This window comes from Faecalibacterium sp., from assembly GCF_052358865.1.
Classification (GTDB): domain Bacteria; phylum Bacillota; class Clostridia; order Oscillospirales; family Ruminococcaceae; genus Faecalibacterium; species Faecalibacterium butyricigenerans.
Map to the genome: position 1 here is coordinate 1 of NZ_DAWCVJ010000015.1, position 19,065 is coordinate 19,065.

At 63.5% G+C, this 19,065-nt stretch carries 17 protein-coding genes; 9 read left to right on the top strand and 8 right to left on the bottom strand.

Features of this window, described 5'->3' with window-relative positions; genetic code table 11:
- Nucleotides 1–147: 147 nt before the first annotated feature.
- Both ilvC and ilvD read left to right on the top strand, forming a co-directional pair.
- The gene (ilvC, locus tag ACT8X9_RS04185) at nucleotides 148–1,167 is read left to right on the top strand and encodes a ketol-acid reductoisomerase (RefSeq protein ID WP_227621202.1); all 1,020 of its coding nucleotides are present in this window, start codon (nucleotides 148–150) and stop codon (nucleotides 1,165–1,167) included.
- A 294-nt stretch (nucleotides 1,168–1,461) separates the two neighbouring features.
- Entirely contained in the window at nucleotides 1,462–3,120 is a 1,659-nt protein-coding gene (ilvD, locus tag ACT8X9_RS04190) for a dihydroxy-acid dehydratase (protein ID WP_227621203.1), read from the top strand.
- 84 nt (nucleotides 3,121–3,204) lie between these two features.
- On the opposite strand, the gene upp is transcribed toward ilvD, so the two are convergent.
- The 5 genes from upp to ACT8X9_RS04215 form a co-directional block, all read right to left on the bottom strand.
- Entirely contained in the window at nucleotides 3,205–3,831 is a 627-nt protein-coding gene (upp, locus tag ACT8X9_RS04195) for a uracil phosphoribosyltransferase (protein ID WP_015565513.1), read from the bottom strand.
- Between the two features lie 93 nt (nucleotides 3,832–3,924).
- On the bottom strand, nucleotides 3,925–4,371 hold the full coding sequence (gene rpiB / locus ACT8X9_RS04200) for a ribose 5-phosphate isomerase B (RefSeq protein ID WP_444268214.1): 447 nt from the start codon (nucleotides 4,369–4,371) through the stop codon (nucleotides 3,925–3,927).
- Nucleotides 4,372–4,376: 5 nt separating this feature from the next.
- On the bottom strand, nucleotides 4,377–5,114 hold the full coding sequence (gene tsaB, locus ACT8X9_RS04205) for a tRNA (adenosine(37)-N6)-threonylcarbamoyltransferase complex dimerization subunit type 1 TsaB (protein ID WP_227621205.1): 738 nt from the start codon (nucleotides 5,112–5,114) through the stop codon (nucleotides 4,377–4,379).
- Entirely contained in the window at nucleotides 5,111–5,536 is a 426-nt protein-coding gene (gene tsaE, locus ACT8X9_RS04210) for a tRNA (adenosine(37)-N6)-threonylcarbamoyltransferase complex ATPase subunit type 1 TsaE (RefSeq protein ID WP_227621206.1), read from the bottom strand. Before tsaE ends, tsaB begins: the two co-directional genes overlap by 4 nt.
- Before the next feature lie 92 nt (nucleotides 5,537–5,628).
- Nucleotides 5,629–6,969: a hypothetical protein gene (locus ACT8X9_RS04215; RefSeq protein ID WP_444268215.1), complete on the bottom strand. Its 1,341-nt coding sequence runs from the start codon at nucleotides 6,967–6,969 to the stop codon at nucleotides 5,629–5,631.
- 228 nt (nucleotides 6,970–7,197) lie between these two features.
- Between ACT8X9_RS04215 and ACT8X9_RS04220 the strand changes: the two genes are divergently transcribed.
- Together ACT8X9_RS04220 and ACT8X9_RS04225 are read left to right on the top strand one after the other, a co-directional pair.
- The gene (locus tag ACT8X9_RS04220; RefSeq protein ID WP_444268216.1) at nucleotides 7,198–8,415 is read left to right on the top strand and encodes an FtsW/RodA/SpoVE family cell cycle protein; all 1,218 of its coding nucleotides are present in this window, start codon (nucleotides 7,198–7,200) and stop codon (nucleotides 8,413–8,415) included.
- Nucleotides 8,416–8,561: 146 nt separating this feature from the next.
- Nucleotides 8,562–9,761 carry a carcinine hydrolase/isopenicillin-N N-acyltransferase family protein gene (locus ACT8X9_RS04225; protein WP_444268217.1) on the top strand — a complete coding sequence of 400 codons (1,200 nt, stop codon included), beginning with the start codon at nucleotides 8,562–8,564 and terminating at the stop codon, nucleotides 9,759–9,761.
- An 8-nt stretch (nucleotides 9,762–9,769) separates the two neighbouring features.
- On the opposite strand, the gene coaBC is transcribed toward ACT8X9_RS04225, so the two are convergent.
- Complete coding sequence (gene coaBC / locus ACT8X9_RS04230) at nucleotides 9,770–10,963, bottom strand: bifunctional phosphopantothenoylcysteine decarboxylase/phosphopantothenate--cysteine ligase CoaBC (protein WP_227621210.1); 1,194 nt, start codon at nucleotides 10,961–10,963, stop codon at nucleotides 9,770–9,772.
- Between the two features lie 221 nt (nucleotides 10,964–11,184).
- Between coaBC and ACT8X9_RS04235 the strand changes: the two genes are divergently transcribed.
- The 5 genes from ACT8X9_RS04235 (at nucleotide 11,185) to ACT8X9_RS04255 (ending at nucleotide 17,125) form a co-directional block, all read left to right on the top strand.
- Nucleotides 11,185–12,111: a type III pantothenate kinase gene (locus tag ACT8X9_RS04235; RefSeq protein ID WP_444268218.1), complete on the top strand. Its 927-nt coding sequence runs from the start codon at nucleotides 11,185–11,187 to the stop codon at nucleotides 12,109–12,111.
- Between the two features lie 20 nt (nucleotides 12,112–12,131).
- Entirely contained in the window at nucleotides 12,132–13,118 is a 987-nt protein-coding gene (locus tag ACT8X9_RS04240; RefSeq protein ID WP_444268219.1) for a Gfo/Idh/MocA family protein, read from the top strand.
- A gap of 140 nt (nucleotides 13,119–13,258) precedes the next feature.
- Entirely contained in the window at nucleotides 13,259–13,858 is a 600-nt protein-coding gene (locus ACT8X9_RS04245; RefSeq protein WP_227621213.1) for an ECF transporter S component, read from the top strand.
- A 149-nt stretch (nucleotides 13,859–14,007) separates the two neighbouring features.
- Nucleotides 14,008–14,697 carry a methionine synthase gene (locus tag ACT8X9_RS04250; RefSeq protein ID WP_444268220.1) on the top strand — a complete coding sequence of 230 codons (690 nt, stop codon included), beginning with the start codon at nucleotides 14,008–14,010 and terminating at the stop codon, nucleotides 14,695–14,697.
- On the top strand, nucleotides 14,684–17,125 hold the full coding sequence (locus ACT8X9_RS04255; RefSeq protein WP_444268221.1) for a homocysteine S-methyltransferase family protein: 2,442 nt from the start codon (nucleotides 14,684–14,686) through the stop codon (nucleotides 17,123–17,125). The genes ACT8X9_RS04250 and ACT8X9_RS04255 overlap by 14 nt, the downstream gene beginning before the upstream one ends.
- A gap of 56 nt (nucleotides 17,126–17,181) precedes the next feature.
- Here ACT8X9_RS04255 and ACT8X9_RS04260 read toward each other — a convergent pair whose 3' ends face one another.
- Together ACT8X9_RS04260 and modB are read right to left on the bottom strand one after the other, a co-directional pair.
- Nucleotides 17,182–18,237: a sulfate/molybdate ABC transporter ATP-binding protein gene (locus ACT8X9_RS04260; protein WP_444268222.1), complete on the bottom strand. Its 1,056-nt coding sequence runs from the start codon at nucleotides 18,235–18,237 to the stop codon at nucleotides 17,182–17,184.
- On the bottom strand, nucleotides 18,234–18,905 hold the full coding sequence (modB, locus tag ACT8X9_RS04265) for a molybdate ABC transporter permease subunit (RefSeq protein WP_249233616.1): 672 nt from the start codon (nucleotides 18,903–18,905) through the stop codon (nucleotides 18,234–18,236). The genes ACT8X9_RS04260 and modB overlap by 4 nt, the downstream gene beginning before the upstream one ends.
- Nucleotides 18,906–19,065: the final 160 nt, after the last annotated feature.

The following is a 19,065-nucleotide window of genomic DNA, read 5'->3' on the forward strand; positions in this document are numbered from 1 at the left end:
CCAGAGGCTCCCCTCGGTAGGGGAGCTGTCGAGCGAATGCGAGACTGAGAGGTTGTCTCAGCTTTTCCGCTCCCCAGTGAGCGAAAAATATACGATGCTTACATTTATCCTACACTGAAATAACGACATCAAAAGGAGAACACTATCATGGCGATCAAGAAATACTACGATTCCGACTGCAACCTCGGCGTGCTGGACGGCAAGACCGTTGCTGTCATCGGCTTCGGCAGTCAGGGCCACGCTCATTCCGAGAACCTCGCCGAGAGCGGCGTCAACGTCGTCGTCGGTCTGCGCAAGGGTTCCGCTCACTGGGAAAAGGCTTCGGAGTTCGCAGCAACGCACGAGAACTTCAAGGTCATGGAGGTCGAGGAGGCTGCCAAGGCAGGCGACGTCGTCATGATGCTGGTCCCCGATGAGCTGTGCGCTGACATCTACAACAAGCAGGTCGCTCCTTACATGACCGAGGGCAAGGCTCTGGCCTTCGCACACGGCTTCAACATCCACTTCAAGACCATCACCGCTCCGAAGAACGTCGATGTCATCATGATCGCTCCCAAAGGCCCCGGCCACATCGTCCGCCGCCTGTACACCGAGGGTGAGGGCTGCCCCTCTCTGATCTGCGTCGAGCAGGACTTCACCGGTAAGGCAAAGGACATCGCTCTGGCATACGCTTCCGGCATCGGCGCCGGCCGCGCAGGCATCCTCGAGACCACCTTCAAGGAGGAGACCGAGACCGATCTGTTCGGCGAGCAGGCAGTGCTCTGCGGCGGCGTCTGCGAGCTGATCCACGCAGGCTTCGACACGCTGGTCGAGGCTGGCTACGAGCCTGAGATGGCCTACTTCGAGACCTGCCACGAGATGAAGCTGATCGTTGACCTCATCAACGAGGGCGGCTTCTCCAAGATGCGCTACTCCATCTCCAACACCGCAGAGTACGGCGACTACCGCACCGGCAAGCGCCTCATCACCGCCGAGACCCGCAAGGAGATGAAGAAGGTCCTGACCGAGATCCAGGACGGCACCTTCGCTTCCGAGTTCCTGACCGAGATGAGCCCCAACGGCGGCCGCAAGGTCCACTTCCTCGCTCAGCGCCGCATGGAGGCCGAGCATCCCATCGAGAAGGTGGGCGCAGAGCTGCGCAGCATGATGAGCTGGCTGAAGAAGTAAGCCCTCTCAGTCGCTGACGCGACAGCTCTCCCAGAGGGAGAGCCGCTGGCGTGTCGGTAAAGCCCACGCCGGACGATTTGAGTTTATTTGGATGTAAAGCGCCGGGCGCTGTTCTCGCACTCAGCTGCATGGATACTTGCTCTTTTATCAGGAGCGAATTGAGTTTGATGTCGCTGAAGAGTGAGAGCGGAGCCCGGCATTTTGTGATAGAGGCAAAAGCCTGCCCGGCATGCCAATGGCTCCCCCTTTGGGGGAGCTGGCAGCGCCAGCAGGCGATGCCTGAGAGGGTATAAAATGAGAAGTGACAACGTGACCAAAGGCTCGGAGCGCGCGCCCAACCGCAGCCTGTTTTACGCTTTGGGCTACACCCCGGAAGAGCTGGACCGCCCCCTCATCGGCGTGGTGAGCGCCTACAGCGAGATCGTCCCCGGCCACATGAATCTGGATAAGGTCGCCGAGGCCGTCAAGGCCGGTGTCCAGATGGCAGGCGGCACCCCCATCCTCATCCCGGCCATCGGCGTCTGCGACGGCATCGCCATGGGCCATGTGGGCATGAAGTACAGCCTCGCCTCCCGCGAGCTGATCTGCGACAGCGTGGAGACCATGCTGATGGCCCATCAGCTGGACGGTCTGGTGCTGGTGCCCAACTGCGATAAGATCGTTCCCGGCATGGTCATGGCCGCCGTCCGGATGGATGTGCCCGCCGTGGTCTGCTCCGGCGGCCCCATGCTGGCCGGTACCTACGGCGGCGAGGAGGTCAGCCTCTCCAAGATGTTCGAGGCCGTCGGTGCCTATAAGGCCGGCATGATCTCCGACGAGCAGCTGGAAGACTGCACCTGCAACTGCTGTCCCAGCTGCGGCAGCTGCTCCGGTATGTACACCGCCAACAGCATGAACTGCCTGTGCGAGGCCATCGGCATCGCCCTGCCCGGCAACGGCACCATCCCCGCCGTCTACTCCAAGCGCCTCCAGCTGGCAAAGCACGCCGGTATGGCCATCATGGAGATGGTGAAGAAGGGCATCACCGCCCGCCAGATCATCAACGAGCGCTCCATCCGCAACGCGCTGACCTGCGATATGGCGCTGGGCTGCTCCACCAACACGGTCCTCCATCTGCTGGCCATCGCCTACGAGGCCGGTGTGCCCATCGACCTGAAGCTCTTCAATGAGATCAGCGCTAAGACCCCGAACCTCTGCCATCTGGCTCCCGCAGGCCCCACCCATATGCCCGACCTCTACGCCGCTGGCGGCATCCCCGCCGTGCAGGCTGAGCTGGCCAAGAAGGGCCTGCTGGACCTCGATGTCCCCACCGTCACCGGTAAGACCCTCGGTGAGAACATCAAGGGTGCTCATATCCTGAACGACAAGGCCATCCGTCCCATCGAGGATCCGTATTCCCCGACCGGCGGCCTGCAGATCCTCTGGGGCAACATCGCCCCCGACGGCTGCGTCGTCAAGCGCAGCGCCGTCGCCCCCGAGATGCAGGAGCACTCCGGCCCGGCCCGCGTCTTCAACAGCGAGGAGACGGCCATCGCCGCCATCTATGCGGGCAAGATCGTCCCGGGCGACGTGGTGGTCATCCGCTACGAAGGCCCCAAGGGCGGCCCCGGTATGCGTGAGATGCTGAACCCCACCTCCGCGCTGGCCGGCATGAAGCTGGACAAGACCGTGGCCCTCATCACCGACGGCCGCTTCTCTGGCGCTTCCCGCGGCGCGGCCATCGGCCACGTCAGCCCGGAGGCCGCTTCCGGCGGCCCCATCGGCCTCATCGAGGAGGGCGATACCATCCACATCGACATCCCCAACGCCAGCATCACGCTGGAGGTTTCGGATGAGGTGCTGGCCGAGCGCAAGGCGAAGTACGTCGCCCCCGAACCCAACATCAAGACCGGCTGGCTGTCCCGCTACGCCCGCATGGTCACCAGTGCAAACCTCGGCGCAGTGCTGAAGTAAGCACGCCGTAGAACCAAACAGCTACAGAAAAAGCGCCCTGCCGATGACCCGGCAGGGCGCTTTGGTCTGCTATGATATTTCAGCTTACTTGGTGCCGTAGATACGGTCGCCTGCGTCGCCCAGACCGGGGACGATGTAGCCGTTCTCGTTCAGGTGGTCGTCCTGTGCGCCGAGGTAGATGTCCACATCGGGGTGTGCCTCGTGCAGGGCCTTGATGCCTTCGGGAGCAGCGATGAGGCCGATGAACTTGATGCGCTTTGCGCCGTGCTTCTTGATCTGAGTGATGGCGTCGATGGCGCTGCCGCCGGTCGCCAGCATCGGGTCAAGCACCAGAACGTCGCGCTCGGCGATGTCCTGCGGCAGCTTGCAGAAGTACTCCACGGGCTGCAGGGTGGTCTCGTCGCGGTAGAGGCCGATGAAGCCCACCTTTGCAGCGGGCAGCAGGGTCAGCATACCGTCCAGCATACCCATGCCGGCGCGGAGGATGGGCACCAGAGCCAGCTTGCGGCCTGCGAGGACCTTGGTCTTTGCCATCGTGATGGGCGTCTCGATCTCCACCTCTTCCAGAGGCAGGTCACGGGTAGCCTCGTAGCACAGCAGGGTTGCGATCTCGCCCACGAGGTCACGGAACTCCTTGGTGCCGGTCTGCTTGTTGCGCAGAATGCTCAGTTTGTGCTGCAGCAGCGGATGCTCAACGATCATAGGGGTCATAATACACGCTCCTTATATTGTGAATAAAAATATGGAACACGAAGGGATAACCTCTCAGTCTCGCTCGCGCTCGACAAGGCCGGGACGGAGAGGTTAACGGTTTTCAATGGCCATCAGCTTGGCGATGCGCTTTTCGTGGCGGCCGCCCTCGAACTCGGTGTTGAGGAAGAGGTCTACCAGCTGGCAGGCGAGGCCGGGGCCGACGACGCGGCCGCCCATGCACAGGGCGTTGGCGTCGTTGTGGCGGCGGGTATACTCACAGCTGAAGCTGTCAGAGCAGCAGCAGGCGCGGATGCCCTTGACCTTGTTGGCCGCCATGCTGATGCCCACGCCGGTGCCGCAGAAGAGCAGCGCCTTGCTGCACTGGCCGCTCACCACAGCGTCGCAGGCAGGCAGGGCCATGTCGGGGTAGTCCACGCTGACAGTGCTGTGGGTACCGAAATCGATGTATTCCAGCCCCAGCTCGTCCAGATGTGCCTTGACGGCCTCTTTCAGTTCAAATCCGCCGTGGTCGGCGGCAAGTGCGATGGGTTTTGCCATTGGTGTCAATCCTTTCCCTTTGCAGTATCTTCGGGTGTTTCGGTACGGGCGGCCTCTGCGGCCAGACGCTCGGCCCGCTCCCGCTCGGCCTGACTCAGCCGGTGGTAGTCCGGCAGCAGGGCCTCGGGCAGGACGGCTTCGCCCCGCTGGGCCATCTGCTTTGCCACATAGGCCACCGCAGCGGCGCGGCCATTGCGGAGGGCCGGGGGCACGCAGAGCACGCCCGGGACGCCGCTGTATTTATTATAGCACAGAGCCGCGCCATCACCAACAAAAAACAGGGGCTTTTTGCAATTTTCTACGAACTCTGCAAGGTCTGCCACGGCCCGGGCGTCGTCGTCCAGCAGGCGCTCATGGGTCTCGAGGTCAAAGGCGGCGCTGTACACCTGCGCGCGGCGAGCGTCCAGTGCACAGAGCACGGTGCCGCTGCCGGTGTGGGCCGCTGCCAGCGCTTCCAGCGTGGACACCGGGGCACAGAGGGTCTCCCGGGGGAAGGCCAGCCCCTTGACCGCCGCCAGCCCGATGCGCAGCCCGGTGAAGCTGCCGGGGCCTGCATTGACGCCGTAGAGGTCGATGTCCCCGCAGCCCATGCCGCAGAGGCTGAGGCAATGATCGACGAGGGGCATCAGGGTCTCACTGTGGGTCATGCCCGCGTCGAGATAGCATTCGTAGAGCAGGCGGTCATCCTGCAGCAGGGCCACGCCCAGCGTCTTGCCCGCCGTATCCACGGCTAAGATGTTCATACTTCTGCCCCCTCGATGGTGATGCGGCGGGTGGTGTCGTCCACACGCTCGATGTTGATGCGGATGGGGTCTTCCAGTGCCAGCAGGTCGGCGAAGTTCTCGCTCCACTCTGCCGCCACCACAGCGCCCTCATCCAGATAGTCGTAGAAACCGGCCGCGCACAGGTCGTTCTCCGTAGAGATGCGGTACAGGTCAAAGTGCGCGAAGGGCCGCGGCCCGCGGTAATAGTTCACGATGGCGAAGGTGGGGCTGCTGACCGGGTCGGTACAGCCGAGGCCCTTGGCCAGACCCTCACAGAAGGCCGTCTTGCCCGCGCCAAGCCCGCCGGTGAAGGCGATGAGCGCGCCGGGTGCAAGATGCTGTGCCAGCCGTTCGCCCAGCGCCACCGTCTCCTCGCGGGAGTGGGTAATAAATTCAGACATGGGTATCCTACCTCATATGTTCCGATATAAAAAAGGGATGGCATATCACTGCCATCCCTTAGTATAAACGATTTTCATCAAAAGTGCAACGCTCAGGCGGCACGATCCAGAACTTCTCCGATGATGTCGTCCACGGTGATCTCGTCCGCACGCTGGGCCAACGAGTAGTTGGCCGGCACGTTCAGGCGGGCGTTCGGGTCGCCGTAGAGCACCAGATAGGCCGCTGCGGCGTGGGGGCGGCGGCCGCCCTGCTCGGTGTACCAGATGATGTCGTTCTCGCCGTAGGTATCCTTGGCGTGGGTCACGGCCCCGCCAATGGTCATCCCCATGCCGAGATGGTTGACGGTGTCCCAGAGCATACTGCGGGAGTAGACGGTATAGACGTTGTTCACATAGCCCAGCACAGCCCGTGCGCCTCCGGCCAGCAGAGCCTCGGCCATCGACTCGTCCACGCTGCCCGTGACGCCCAGAAACTCGCAGGTCTCAGAGTAGACGATGGTGCTGCTGAGCTGGCCAGCGCGGTAAGCATTGCGGAAGAAATCCGCCGTGGCGCAGTAAAGGCCGTTCATCTTGATGACCCGGTGGGACAGCAGCTCAAAGCTGTAGACGATGTCCTTATAAAATGTGGATTCCTCCGTCAGCAGGATGATAGGCTCGGTGCGGGTGCGCTTCCAGAGGGCACCGTAGCTGTAGGTGTAATAGGCACCGTGGGCGCTCAGGATGCACAGGTCGTACCGGTCCATCCGGCGCAGGTCGGCCAGCGTCACCCGGGTGTTCATGGTCGTGCGGATGCCCATGCCCTCCCAGAAGCCCTGCATATAGGAATAATAGGGGAAGCGGGAGCTGTTCACCGTGTTGTCAAAGGCGTAGTAGATGGCAGCGCGGCCGATGGTGTCGGGCAGGGCGTTTTCGTCGCTCTGCCGGGCGTTCTGCCGGGCCGCTGCAGCCTCCCGGACGTCCTCCGTCAGGGGCATCTCCGCACAGGGGGAGGCCTCGGCGAGGCCGCGCGGGGGGCGCAGGCCGTTCTCCCCGGCATCAAGGGTCATCTCCTCCAGCTCGTCGGCGGGGGTGAACAGGATGCCGCCCAGCACGCCGCAGCTGTAGGTGAAGCTGACGATGCCGTTCTCCTCATCGGTGCGGATGGAGCTGCGCCGCACCAGCCCTTTCCGGGCCAGCCCGTCCAGCTCATCCAGAGCCGCAGCGCGCCGCTGCTCCCGGGACATCTGCTCGTATTCTTCGCTGCCGGTCAGGGCTGTGACAGCGGCGTCCGCCTGCTGCATCTGGGCGGCATCGGCGGCAGTGAGGGTGGTCTTTGCCTCAGCCTGTGCCTCGTCCGTCCCCTCGGCTGCCCACGCAGCAGGGGCCAGAACGGCCGTCAGCACCAGTGCCAGTGCGCAGACCGCGCACAAAAATCGATGGCGTTGTTCCTTCATATATAATATTTGTTCCTCCAAGAACGCCGGACAGCGGCCATCTGCCGCCCCGGTATGTCTCATTGTAGAGGCCCGGTCTGCCTTTGTCAAGCGTTCTGCGCCGATTTTGCAAAGCTGTCACAACCGGCCATCTTGCGCCCCCTCTCTGCCTGCTGTATAATAAAGCAGAGGGATATTGCGCCCGGCTGTGAGGCGGGGCTTTTGAGATACCAGAAAGGTGGTGCTTTTTTGGAAAGCATTCAGCGATATTGGAAGCGGACAGACAAGATCTATCTCCTGCTCTGCCTGTTCAGCAGCGGGATGGCCGTGCTGGCACTGGCATCGTGGGCCGCAAAGCAGGGAAACGGCTTCGCCGTGGATGGTCTGACCGGCCAGATCACCGGCGTCGGCGACTACCGCCGGGCCATGGTGCAGGCGGGCGCGGCCGCCATCGGCATCGTGGTGGCCATCCTCCTGTCCAACATCGACTACCGCAGCCTCGTCAACGTCTGGCCTGTTCATGTGGCCCTTACGTGGGGCCTCGTGCTGCCCACGCTGGTCATCCGCAACGTGAGCATCGGCCCGCTGACCATCGGCTACAACGCAGGCGACACCGACAACTACTCGTGGTATAAGCTGGGCGGCTTCACCTTCCAGCCCACTGAGCTGGCGAAGATCAGCTTCATCCTCACCTTCGCCATGCACCTGAACAATGTCCGCAGTCGGCTCAATGAGCCGAAGGAGCTGGGCAAGCTGCTGCTCCACCTCTTTGTGCCCATCGCCATCATCCACATCCAGGGCGATGACGGTACGGCCATCATCTACGGAATCATCGGCTGCTGTATGCTGTTTGCAGCCGGTCTGAGCTGGAAGTATATCGTCGGGGCGGCGTCCGCCCTCGCGGCGGCGATGGCCGTGGCCTTCGCCTTTTTCAGCGATAAGATCGGCAAAGGCTACCAGTGGTACCGCATCCTCGCGGTCATCGACCCCAACAATGAGACAGGCTGGGCACCCAGCGAGACGGTCTGGAAGAACATCATCTATCAGCAGCAGCGGGGCGAGATCGCCATTGGCTCGGGCGGCATCTTCGGCAACGGCTTTTTCGAGGGCCGCTACTACAGCGTCCCCAACGCCCACAACGACTTCATCCTCTGCTGGATCGGCAACGCGGCGGGCTTCGTAGGCTGCTGCGTGGTGCTGGGCGTCCTGCTGGCCATCATCATCAAGACCTTCGCCACCGGCGCAGGCAGCGAGGATATGCTGGGTTCCTTCATCTGCGCGGGCATCGGCGGCGCGCTCATGGCCCAGATCTTCGTCAATGTGGGGATGAACCTTCGGGTCCTGCCCGTCATCGGTGTCACCCTGCCCTTCTACTCGGCGGGCGGCAGCTCGGTGCTCATGCTGTATATCTGCGTGGGTCTGGTGCTGTCGGTGTATATGCACAACACGAAAAAGCTGTTTGGGTAACGCATCTCGCAAAAAAAGCAGGCGCTGGTTCACAGTGCCTGCTTTTTCGCGCCCTTATCGCCCCAGAAGCCTTGTAATACGACGAAAGTCGTGATAGAATGTTCGGGTATTTTATCTATATTTATTGACTTTTTCAGGAGGTTTCCATGAAGCGTAACTCTCTCTCTAAGCTGCTGCGCCGCATCGCCTGCGCGCTGGCGGCACTGGTCATCGCTCTGGCCGTCGCCGTGTTTGCCCTCTGGCACAACGAGCTGACGACCCTCGCCTCGTTCCAAAAGCTCTCCGACCGGGACGAAGCCCACCGCGACGGCGCGGTCTACCAGATCAGCTTCTCGGGCGATTACTTCTTCGACGAGTTTCTGTCGCAGGGCGGCGCATCCAACGATGCGGAGCTGATCTCTTTCATCACCCGGAGCATCACCAAGGGCATCATTCCCATGCACATCAAGACCAGCAGCATCGCCTGCTCGGCCTTTACGGCGGACACCCAGAGCGGCGACCGGGTCTTTGGCCGCAACTACGATTTCTCGGCCACCAATACGGCCATCGTCTATACGGACCCCGGCGAGGGCCGCCATGCCTCCTACTCCACCATCGATCTGAGCTTCCTCGGCCTCGACGCGGACAAGGACGTGGAGACCATCGGCCAGAAGTTCCTGACCCTCGCGGCGCCCTATGTGCCGCTGGACGGCATCAACGACGCAGGTGTGGCCTGCGGCATCTTCATGTCCTATCAGGGCGAGGGCAAGGGCACGCCCACCGATACCCAGACCGACAGGCCCGACATCACCTCCACCACCCTGCTCCGCCTCATCCTCGACTATGCGGACTCGGTAGAGGACGCCGTGGCGCTGGCCCAGAAGTACGACCTTCATGACTCGGCCAGCAGCTGCTTCCATTATATGGTCGCCGACTCCACCGGCCGCAGCGCCATCCTCGAGTGGGTTGGCACCGACGCAGACCACGACGCCGACGGCGCACAGCGCCAGCTGAACGTCCTCTGGAACGACACCGACGCCCTCTCGGATTCCGCCGACTGGCAGGTCGTGACCAACTTCATCAAGACCCCCGGCTACTACGACGGCACGACCGCAGAGAGGAAGGGCCTCGACCGCTACGAGCACCTCGCCGCAGCCCTGCGGGAGACGGACGGCATCGTAGCGGACAAGGACGCCGCGATGGACCTGCTGGCCTCGGTGGGACGCCGCACCTGGGACAACGACGACTCCAACAGCAACACCGTCCACAGCGTGGTCTATGACCTTACCGACAAGTCCGTCCTCTGGGTGGGCAACGAGCATTACGGCGAGGAGGCCTACACCTTCGAGTTCCAGCTGGGCAGATAAAGAGCCGCTTATCGGCGGCGCTTTAAGATCTCGTCCAGAATGGCGTCCGCCACATCGTCCTTGCTCATCAGGGGCAGCTCCCGTGCGCCGTCCGGGGTGATGAAGGTGACGACGTTGGTGTCCACGCCGAAGCCGGCACCGGCCACCTTCAGGTTGTTGGCCACCACCATGTCGAGGTTCTTCTTCTCGAGCTTGGCCGAGGAGTTGGCCAGCATATCCCGCGTCTCCATCGAGAAGCCGCAGAGGAACTGTCCCTTCTTTTTGGGGCCGATGGTGCCGAGGATGTCGGGCGTCCGCTCCACGGCGATGGAGAGGTCGCCGTCCTTCTTCTTGATCTTGTCGTCGGCCACGGCGGCGGGACGGTAGTCGGCCACGGCAGCGGCCATGACCAGCACGTCCATCTCGTCAAAGCGGCTCGTCACGGCCTCGTACATCTGCTGGGCCGTCGTGATGGGCACATCCTCCGTGAACCGCACCGGCTGCAGGGCCGTGGGGCCGTGGATGAGGGTGACGGCTGCGCCCCGCATCGCGGCGGCGCGGGCCACGGCGTAGCCCATCTTGCCGGTGGAGTGGTTGGTCAGGTAGCGCACAGGGTCCAGCGGCTCCTGCGTGGGTCCGGCGGTGACAGCGATGCGCAGACCGGCCAGATCTTTCGGCTTTGCAATGGCCCGGAAGATATAGTCCAGCAGGACGTCCTCCTTCGGCAGGCGGCCGCTGCCCACATCCTTGCAGGCCAGCACGCCGCTCTCGGAGGGGATGACCGTGAAACCGTAGCGCTCCAGCGTGGAGATGTTGTCCTGCGTGATGGGATTCTCCAGCATCCCGGTGTTCATGGCGGGGGAGACCAGCTTTGGGCACTTCGCAGCCAGCACCACCGTGGTGAGCATATCGTCGGCGATGCCGTGGGCCATCTTGGCGATGACGTTGGCCGTGGCCGGGGCCACGAGGATGACGTCGGCCTTCTTTGCCAGCGAGATGTGGGTGACTTCGAACTTGAAATCACGGTCAAAAGTGTCCACCATGCACTTGTGGCCCGTCAGGGTCTCGAACGTGATGGGGGTGATGAACTGGGTGGCGTTTTTGGTCATGATGACCTCCACGTCGGCCCCCAGCTTGCGCAGTGCGCTGGCCACGTTGGCCATTTTATAGGCGGCGATGCCGCCGCTGACGCCCAAAAGGACGCATTTTCCCTTCAGATCCATCCAGATGCCTCCTATAAACAGGGATGATATAGCTACAGTATAATGCAAAAACGCTCAGAGCACAACAAAATCTTTGGTTGGGGTTGTATCTTGGCCCAAAATGCGGTAAAATACAGCTTGACTTATCAATAGAAAATCTCTCCGTCGGCGCAGACGTATGCAGGCCTCTCCCAAAGGGGGAGCCTTTCACGGAGAGGTTCGGCCCTACGAGGAACTGAATTATGATTTTAGCCATTGATATAGGCAACACCACCGTCGCCCTTGGGGGCATCCGGGACGGACGTGTATGCTTTGTGGCCCACATGGACACGGTGCGCACCCGCACGGCGGCGGAGTACCGCGCCGAGATGGAAAAGGTGTTCGCCCACCGGAGGCATCCGGAAAAGCCCATCCGCTTCGAGGGCGCTGTCCTCACCAGCGTCGTCCCCCAGATCACGGGGGCGCTGGCCGAGTGCGCCCGCTACTACACCGGCAAAAAACCGGTCATCGTTTCGCCCGACATCCGCACCGGCCTGACGATGGGGGTGCCCGACCCCCACGCCGTCGGCAAGGACCGCCTCGTGGATGCGGCCTATGCGGCGGCGAACTTCCCGCTGCCGGTGGTCACGGTAGACCTCGGCACCGCCACTACCTTCAACGTGGTGGATGAGGATAAGGTCTTCCGGGGCGGCGTCATCTGCCCCGGCCTTTCCACCGGTCTGCGGGCGCTGGGGGAGAGGTGCGCCCAGCTGCCACAGGTGCATCTTTCGTCCCCCAAAAGCGCCATCGGCGTCGATACCGAGAAGTGTATGCTTTCCGGCTCGGTGCTGGGTGCGGCTGTCCTGCTGGACGGCATCACCCAGCGCATCGAGGAGGAGCTGGGCCGTCCGGTCACGCTGGTGGTCACAGGCGGTCTGGCAAAGTACGTCATCCCCCTCTGCCGCCACCCGCTCACCTACGACCCTGAGCTGCTGCTGAAGGGGCTGGCCCTCCTGTATCAGCTCAATGCCCCCCAGCATGAGCACCGCCATGAGCCGCGGAACGAGGGAGAGCACCGTCGTCCCGGCCCCCGCCCGGCGGGACGACGCCCCCACAGCGGCAGCAGCCCCCGCCGTCATGGCCGCAGCGGCCGCCGTCCCCGCCGGGACGATGAGGCCAAGGCGGGCTAAGACTGAAAAGGAGAAACCTTATGATGAAATTAGGCATTCTCGGCGCAGGCATGATCGTCCGGGAGTTCCTGCCTTGGCTCACAGGGCCGGAAAGCCCCTTCAAGGTCGAGGCCCTCTGCAGCACTGAGCGGAGCGCTGAGGAGGCGCAGGCCCTCTGCGGTCAGTACGGCGTGGCCCGCCACACCACCCGCTACGACGAACTGCTGAGCTGGGTAGATGTGGTGTATATCGCAGTGCCGAATGTCCTGCACGTAAAATACACCCGTGCCGCCCTCGAGGCCGGACGCCATGTGATCGTGGAAAAGCCGATGGCCCCCACGGCGGCGCAGGCCGAAGAGCTGGCCGAGCTGGCCCGGAGCAAAAAGCTCTTCCTCTTCGAGGCCGTCACCACCCAGTATCAGGACAACTACGCCAAGCTCCGTGAGATGCTGCCCAAGGTGGGCGCTGTCACCATGGTGCAGTGCAATTTCAGCCAGTATTCCAGCCGGTATGATGATTTCTGCATCGGCAGGGTCTGGCCGTCCTTCGACCCGGCCTGTGCCGGCGGCGCGCTGATGGACCTCGGCGTCTACAACGTCAGCTATGTGGTGGGCCTTTTCGGCGCACCCAACAAAGTCCACTACGCGGCCAACATCGCCCGCGGCATCGACACCAGCGGCGTGCTGACGATGGAGTATCGCAGCTTCAAGGCCGTGAGCATCAACGCCAAGGACAGCAGCTCTCCGGCCCGGTACATCATTCAGGGCACCAAGGGCTATCTGCTCCAGAAATCCACCGCCAACTTCTGCGGCGGCGTCACCTTCCACCCCTATAAGGGCAGGGAAGAGCACTTCAACCTCAGCACAGGCCGCCCCCGGCAGGCGGCAGAGTTCCACGCCATCGCCCGCGCCATCGAGAGCGGGGATCAGGAGCTGTGCAGCCGGATGCTGGACACCTCGGTGGCCGTCAGCCGTGTGCTGGAGACGGCCCGCCGCGACGCGGGCATCCGCTTCCCCAGCGAATTTTGATGCTATCCCCGGGAGTTCCCTGACACAACGACCGGTATATTTTAGATTCGATTCAACAAAAGACCCCGTGTAATTCACGGGCAGGTTTGCGCCGTATCCGATAGTTAAGGCGGAACGGCAGCAAGGAGGAAAACTGAATTATGAAAAACAACGATCTTCGCACCCTCACCCGGCTGGCACTGCTGGTCGCCATTGAGCTGGTCATGAAGGCCATCGGCCTCGGCAGTGTGCCCGTAGGCCCGCTTTACATGAGCTTTTTGACCCTGCCGATTGCTGTGGGTGCTATCACCATGGGCCCCGCAGCAGGTGCCATCCTCGGCGGCGTGTTCGGTGCGGTGAGCTTCTATGACGCTGTCACCGGTGCCTCTGCCATGACCGGCGCGCTGTTTCAGGTCAGCCCCGTCAACACCTTTATCCTCTGCGTGGGTATGCGTGTGCTGATGGGCGTGTGCGTCGGCCTCATCTTCAACGCCATCAAGGGCCTCGACAAGGCCGGTACCTGGAGCTACCTGATCAGCGCCATGTGCGCCCCGGCCCTTAACACCCTGTTCTTCATGGGCTACATCGTGCTGGCCTTCTACAGCTGCGATTACGTCCAGAACCTCGTGTCGGTCAAGGGCGCAGCCAACCCCCTGATGTTCGTCGTCCTGCTGGTCGGCGTGCAGGGCGTGGCCGAGTTCCTCGTGTCCGGCATTCTGGGCGGCATCGTCGCCCGTGCCGTTCGCAAGTTCCTGAAGTAACAGGCGGTGTCGGTCAGGGACGTCCGCTGATATAAAGTTTACAAGCCCCTCTCCCGGCAAAAATGCTGAGAGAGGGGCTTTTCTGTTGATTTTAGCCTACCAGTGCGGTATACTTATTCTACTTCAGTCAAAAGAAGGAGGCGGCAAAAATGCCCATCGGGCCGAGCAGACCCTTGAATATAACAAAGCCGGAGTCCATCGACATCCGGCAGGCCGCGCGATATTTCGGCGCGCGGGGCGAGGCCGACAGCGCCACCCTCGCTCTTCTGGAACGGTGCGCTGCACCCCTTCTCGCCGCCGCCACCCCCCGGGCCGTCTGGCTTGAGGCCGATGTGGAGAGCCTCGCGCAGGTCGGCATCCTGAAGGGGGAGGACATCTTCCGCCACCTTGAGGGGTGCCGGGAGGCCCTGCTTCTGGCCGTGACCCTCGGCCCGGGCGCAGACAGCCAGATCCGCCGCGCCGGAGTGGGGGACATCGCTGCCGGTGTGGCCTCGGATGCCCTCGGTTCGGCGCTGGCCGAACAGGCCGCAGACGCCGCCGAGGCCGAGCTGCGGCAGTGGGCCGCAGGGCAGGACAGGTATCTCACGGGCCGCTTCTCGCCGGGCTATGGCGACTGGCCCATCGGGGTGCAGCCGCTGGTGGCGGCGGCGCTGGATACCGCCCGCCGAGTCGGGCTTTGCGTGACCGAAAACGACCTTATGACGCCCCGCAAGAGCGTGACTGCTCTGCTGGGGCTGAGCGACCACCCGGTGAAGGGACATCTCGCCGGGTGCGGCCACTGCGTGCTGAACACGCGGTGCGAATACAGAAAGAGGGGCAAGACCTGTGCAAGCGAATGAACTGTTTACCCAGCCCAACACCATCCTTCTGGACGGCGGTATGGGCACCATGCTGCAGGCAGCGGGCCTGAAGCTGGGGGCACGGCCCGAGGAGCTGAACATCACCGACCCGCAGCTCATCGAGAGCATCCACAGCCGCTACGCCGCCGCCGGAAGCCGCATCATCAACGCCAACACCTTCGGCGCGTCGGCCCACAAGCTGGCGGGCAGCGAGTACACGCTGGAAGAGATCATTGCGGCGGGCATCGCCAACTGCAAGCGGGCCTGCGCCCCCTACGGCGCGCTGGCGGCGCTGGACGTCGGCCCGCTGGGCGAGCTGCTGGAACCCAACGGCACGCTGGCCTTTGAGGACGCCGTGGCCGAGTATGGCCGCATCGTCCGGGCCGGTGCGGCTGCCGGGGCCGACCTCGTCTTCTTCGAGACCTTCACCGACCTCTACGAGCTGAAGGCCGCCCTGCTGGCCGCGAAAGAGAACTGCACGCTGCCCATCCTCGCCAGCATGAGCTTTGAGGCAGGCGGGCGCACCTTTACCGGCTGCACCGTCGAGAGCTTCGCCGTCACGGCCCGGGGCCTCGGCGCAGATGCCGTGGGCATCAACTGTTCCCTCGGCCCGAAGGAGATCTTCCCGATGGCGAAGCGTCTGGCCGAGGCCCTGCCCGGCGATTTCCCGGTCTTCGTCAAGCCCAACGCGGGCCTGCCCCGGGCCGACGGCAGCGGCTACGACATCACCCCCCAGCTCTTTGCCATGGAGATGAAGCCCTACCGGGAGCTGAAGCTCTTCGCGGCGGGCGGCTGCTGCGGCACCACCCCCGATTTCATCCGGCTGCTGAACGGCGTCTTCGCCGACTGCAGGCCGGGCCGGGCTGCCCACGCCATGCCCTCGGTGCTCTGCTCGCCGATGGATTTCGTCACGGTGGACGGCATCACCGTGGTGGGAGAGCGCATCAACCCCACCGGCAAAAAGCGGTTCCAGCAGGCCCTCCGCGAGGGAGATATGAACTACATCCTCGAGCAGGCCGTCAGCCAGTCCGAGGCCGGCGCACAGGTGCTGGACGTCAATGTGGGCGCTCCCGGTGTGGACGAGCCTGCCGTCATGGAGCAGGTGGTCAAGGCCCTGCAGAGCGTGGTGAGCCTGCCTTTGCAGCTGGATTCCTCCCACGCCGACGCCCTCGAGCGGGGCCTGCGGGTCTATAACGGCAAGCCCATCGTCAACTCGGTGAACGGCGAGACGGAGGTGTTGGAGCGGGTCCTGCCCCTCTGCAAAAAGTACGGCGCAGCCGTGGTGGGCCTCGCCATTGATGAGCGTGGCATCCAGCCCAGCGCCGACGCCCGCTTTGCGATCGCAAAGCGGATCGTGGATGCTGCGCTGGCTCATGGCATCCCCCGGGAGGACATCTACATCGACTGCCTCACCCTCACCGCCAGCGCCCAGCAGGAGGACGTTCTGGCCACCGTGGAGGCGCTGGCCCGCTGCAAGAAGGAGCTGGGCGTCCGCACCATCCTCGGCGTGTCCAACATCAGCTTCGGCCTGCCCTGCCGCCCCTACCTCAACACCGCCTTTCTGACCATGGCCATGTATGCAGGCCTCGACCTCGCCATCATGAACCCCTCCAGCGAGGAGATGATGGCGGCGGTCTACGCTTACAACGTCCTGACCAACCGGGACAGACAGAGCACGGCCTACATTGCCCGCTATGCCGATAAAGTCCCCGCCAGCACCGCGCTGGCACAGGCCAGAACAGCGCAGGCGTCCCAGACGGCAGACGCACCGGCAGAGGCGGATGCGGCTCACAGCGGCCCCTTTGCCGCCCTCATGCAGGCGGTGGAAAAGGGCCTCAAGGGCGAGGCCGCTGCCCGTACCCACACTCTGCTGGACACCACCGAGCCGCTGACGCTGGTGGACGAGGCCCTCATCCCGGCGCTGGACGTGGTGGGCGAGAAGTACGAGAAGGGCAAGCTCTTCCTGCCCCAGCTGCTGCAGGCCGCCAGCGCCGCGCAGGCCGCCTTTGAGGAGATCAAGACCGCCATCGCCAAGCGGGGTGGGGCCGGAGCCAGCAAGGGCCGCATCGTCCTCGCCACCGTCAAGGGCGATGTCCACGACATCGGCAAGAACATCGTCCGGGTCATCCTCGAGAACTACGGCTTCGAGGTCATCGACCTTGGCCGTGATGTGCCGGTGGAGACGGTGGTGGATACCGTCCGGGAGAAGGATGTCCATCTCGTGGGCCTCTCGGCCCTGATGACCACCACCCTCAAGAGCATGGAGGAGACCATCGCGGCCCTCCATGCGGCCAAGCTCGACTGCAAGGTCATGGTGGGCGGCGCTGTTCTGACGCCGGAGTACGCCGAGAAGATCGGCGCGGACTGGTACGCCAAGGACGCCAAGCAGAGCGCCGATATTGCCAAGAAATTCTTCGGAGAATCATAAGAAAACAGAAATGAGCCGGTGCAGAATGCACCGGCTCATTTCTGTTTTTGTTCGAACTACGCACGCACGTCCGTCAGAGGCATGATGCTCCCGGGCAGTGCGGCGAGGCAGGCCGGGGCGGCAGGCTCGGCCACCGACAGGGTCGTTTTGGAGACCTTCCACCACAGGCGGGAGCCGCCCGGAAGCTGGAAGATGAGGTTCCAGTCGAAGGGGTTCTCGCTGGCGGAGAGCAGCTCCACCGGCAGGGCGTTGAGGGCTTCGGCGGCACAGGGGGCGAGATCGTGGGCGCGGATGCCCACGGCAGTGCAGCCCTCCGGGACCTCAGCGGCCAGATGCAGCAGGCACTCGCAGCCTGCCAGACGGACGGTGTGGGCGTCCACCCGGGCGCAGGGCAGGATGTTTTTGCAGCCGGTGAGCCGGGCGGCGGCGGTACTGCGGGGGTCGGCGAAGACGGCCTTGGTCGTGCCGGTGCGGAGCACCCGCCCGCTGTCCATGACGATCATGTCCCGGCACAGGCGGTAGGCCTCGTCCCGGTCGTGGGTGACGAGGAGGGCCGTGCCCTCAAAGCCTGTCAGCAGGCTCCCCACCTCGCCCTCTACCTCCTCCCGGAGGTAGCTGTCCAGTGCGCTGAACGGCTCGTCCAGCATCAGGAGGCGGGGCCGGCCTACGAGGATGCGGGCCAGCGCGGTGCGCTGCTGCTGCCCGCCGGAAAGCTCGGCGGGGCGGCGGCCTGCCAGCTCTTCCAGCCGCATGGCCCGCAGCATTTCGGCGCAGCGGGCTTTGCGGGCGGCTCTGTCTTTTTCTGCGTTCAGGCCGCAGAGGATGTTCTGCTCCACGGTCATGTTCGGGAAGAGGGCGTAGTTCTGGAACAGCAGGCCCACGCCCCGCTGCTGGGGCGGCAGGTCGATGTGCTGCTCGCTGTCGAACAGCACCCGCCCATCCAGCAGGATGCGGCCCTTGTCGGGCTTCACGATGCCCGCGATGCAGCGCAGGGTCATGCTCTTGCCGCAGCCGGAGGCGCCCAGAATGGCCGTGGCAGTGTTCCCGGCGGTGAGGTCAGAGCGGAGGGTAAAGCCGTTCAGCTTTTTCTCGATGTGCACTTCCAGACTCATGGGCGTCCACCTGCTTTCTGCTTCTTTTCCAGCAGATTGACGGCCAGCAGCACCACCGCCGAGATGACGATGTCCACCAGCACCCACCGCATGGCCCCCAGCTCGTCGTTGGTGCGCCAGAGCTGGTAGACGGTAGTGGCGATGGTAGCCGTCCTGCCGGGGGTGTAGCCTGCGATCATGCTGGTAGCGCCGTACTCGCCCAGCGCCCGGGCAAAGGCCAGCACCGTACCGGCAAGGATGCCCTGCCGACAGCAGGGCATCCGCACCCGCCAGAAGATCCATGTGTTGGACTGTCCCAGCGTCTGGGCCGACCAGGCCAGCGTCTCATCGAAGCTCTCGAAGGCACCCCGGGCCGTGCGGTACATCAGCGGGAAGGCCACCACGATGGAGGCGAAGATGGCGCTGTACCAGTTCATGACCAGCTTGACGCCGAAATGCTCCAGAAAGAAGAGGCCCAGAGGCCGCTTTGCACCGAAGAGCAGCAGAAGAAAATAGCCCACCACGGTAGGTGGCAGCACCATTGGCAGGGTGAGGATCACGTCCAGCACGCCCTTGACGGTGCGGGGCAGTTTTGCGATATAGTAAGCGGCAAAAATGCCGAGGAAGAACACCGCCGCGCAGCTGATGAGCGCGATGCGCAGGCTGTTCCAGAGGGGGTACCAATCCATATGTCTATCCTCAAATATAAGCAGGCTTGCCCTCTCCGTCATTGCTTGCGCAATGCCACCTCTCCCAAAGGGAGAGGCTTGGCTTTCCCGCCACGCTTTAAGGCTCTCCCTTTGGGAGAGCTGGACGCGAAGCGGCCTGAGAGGGCAAGGATGCTCATAA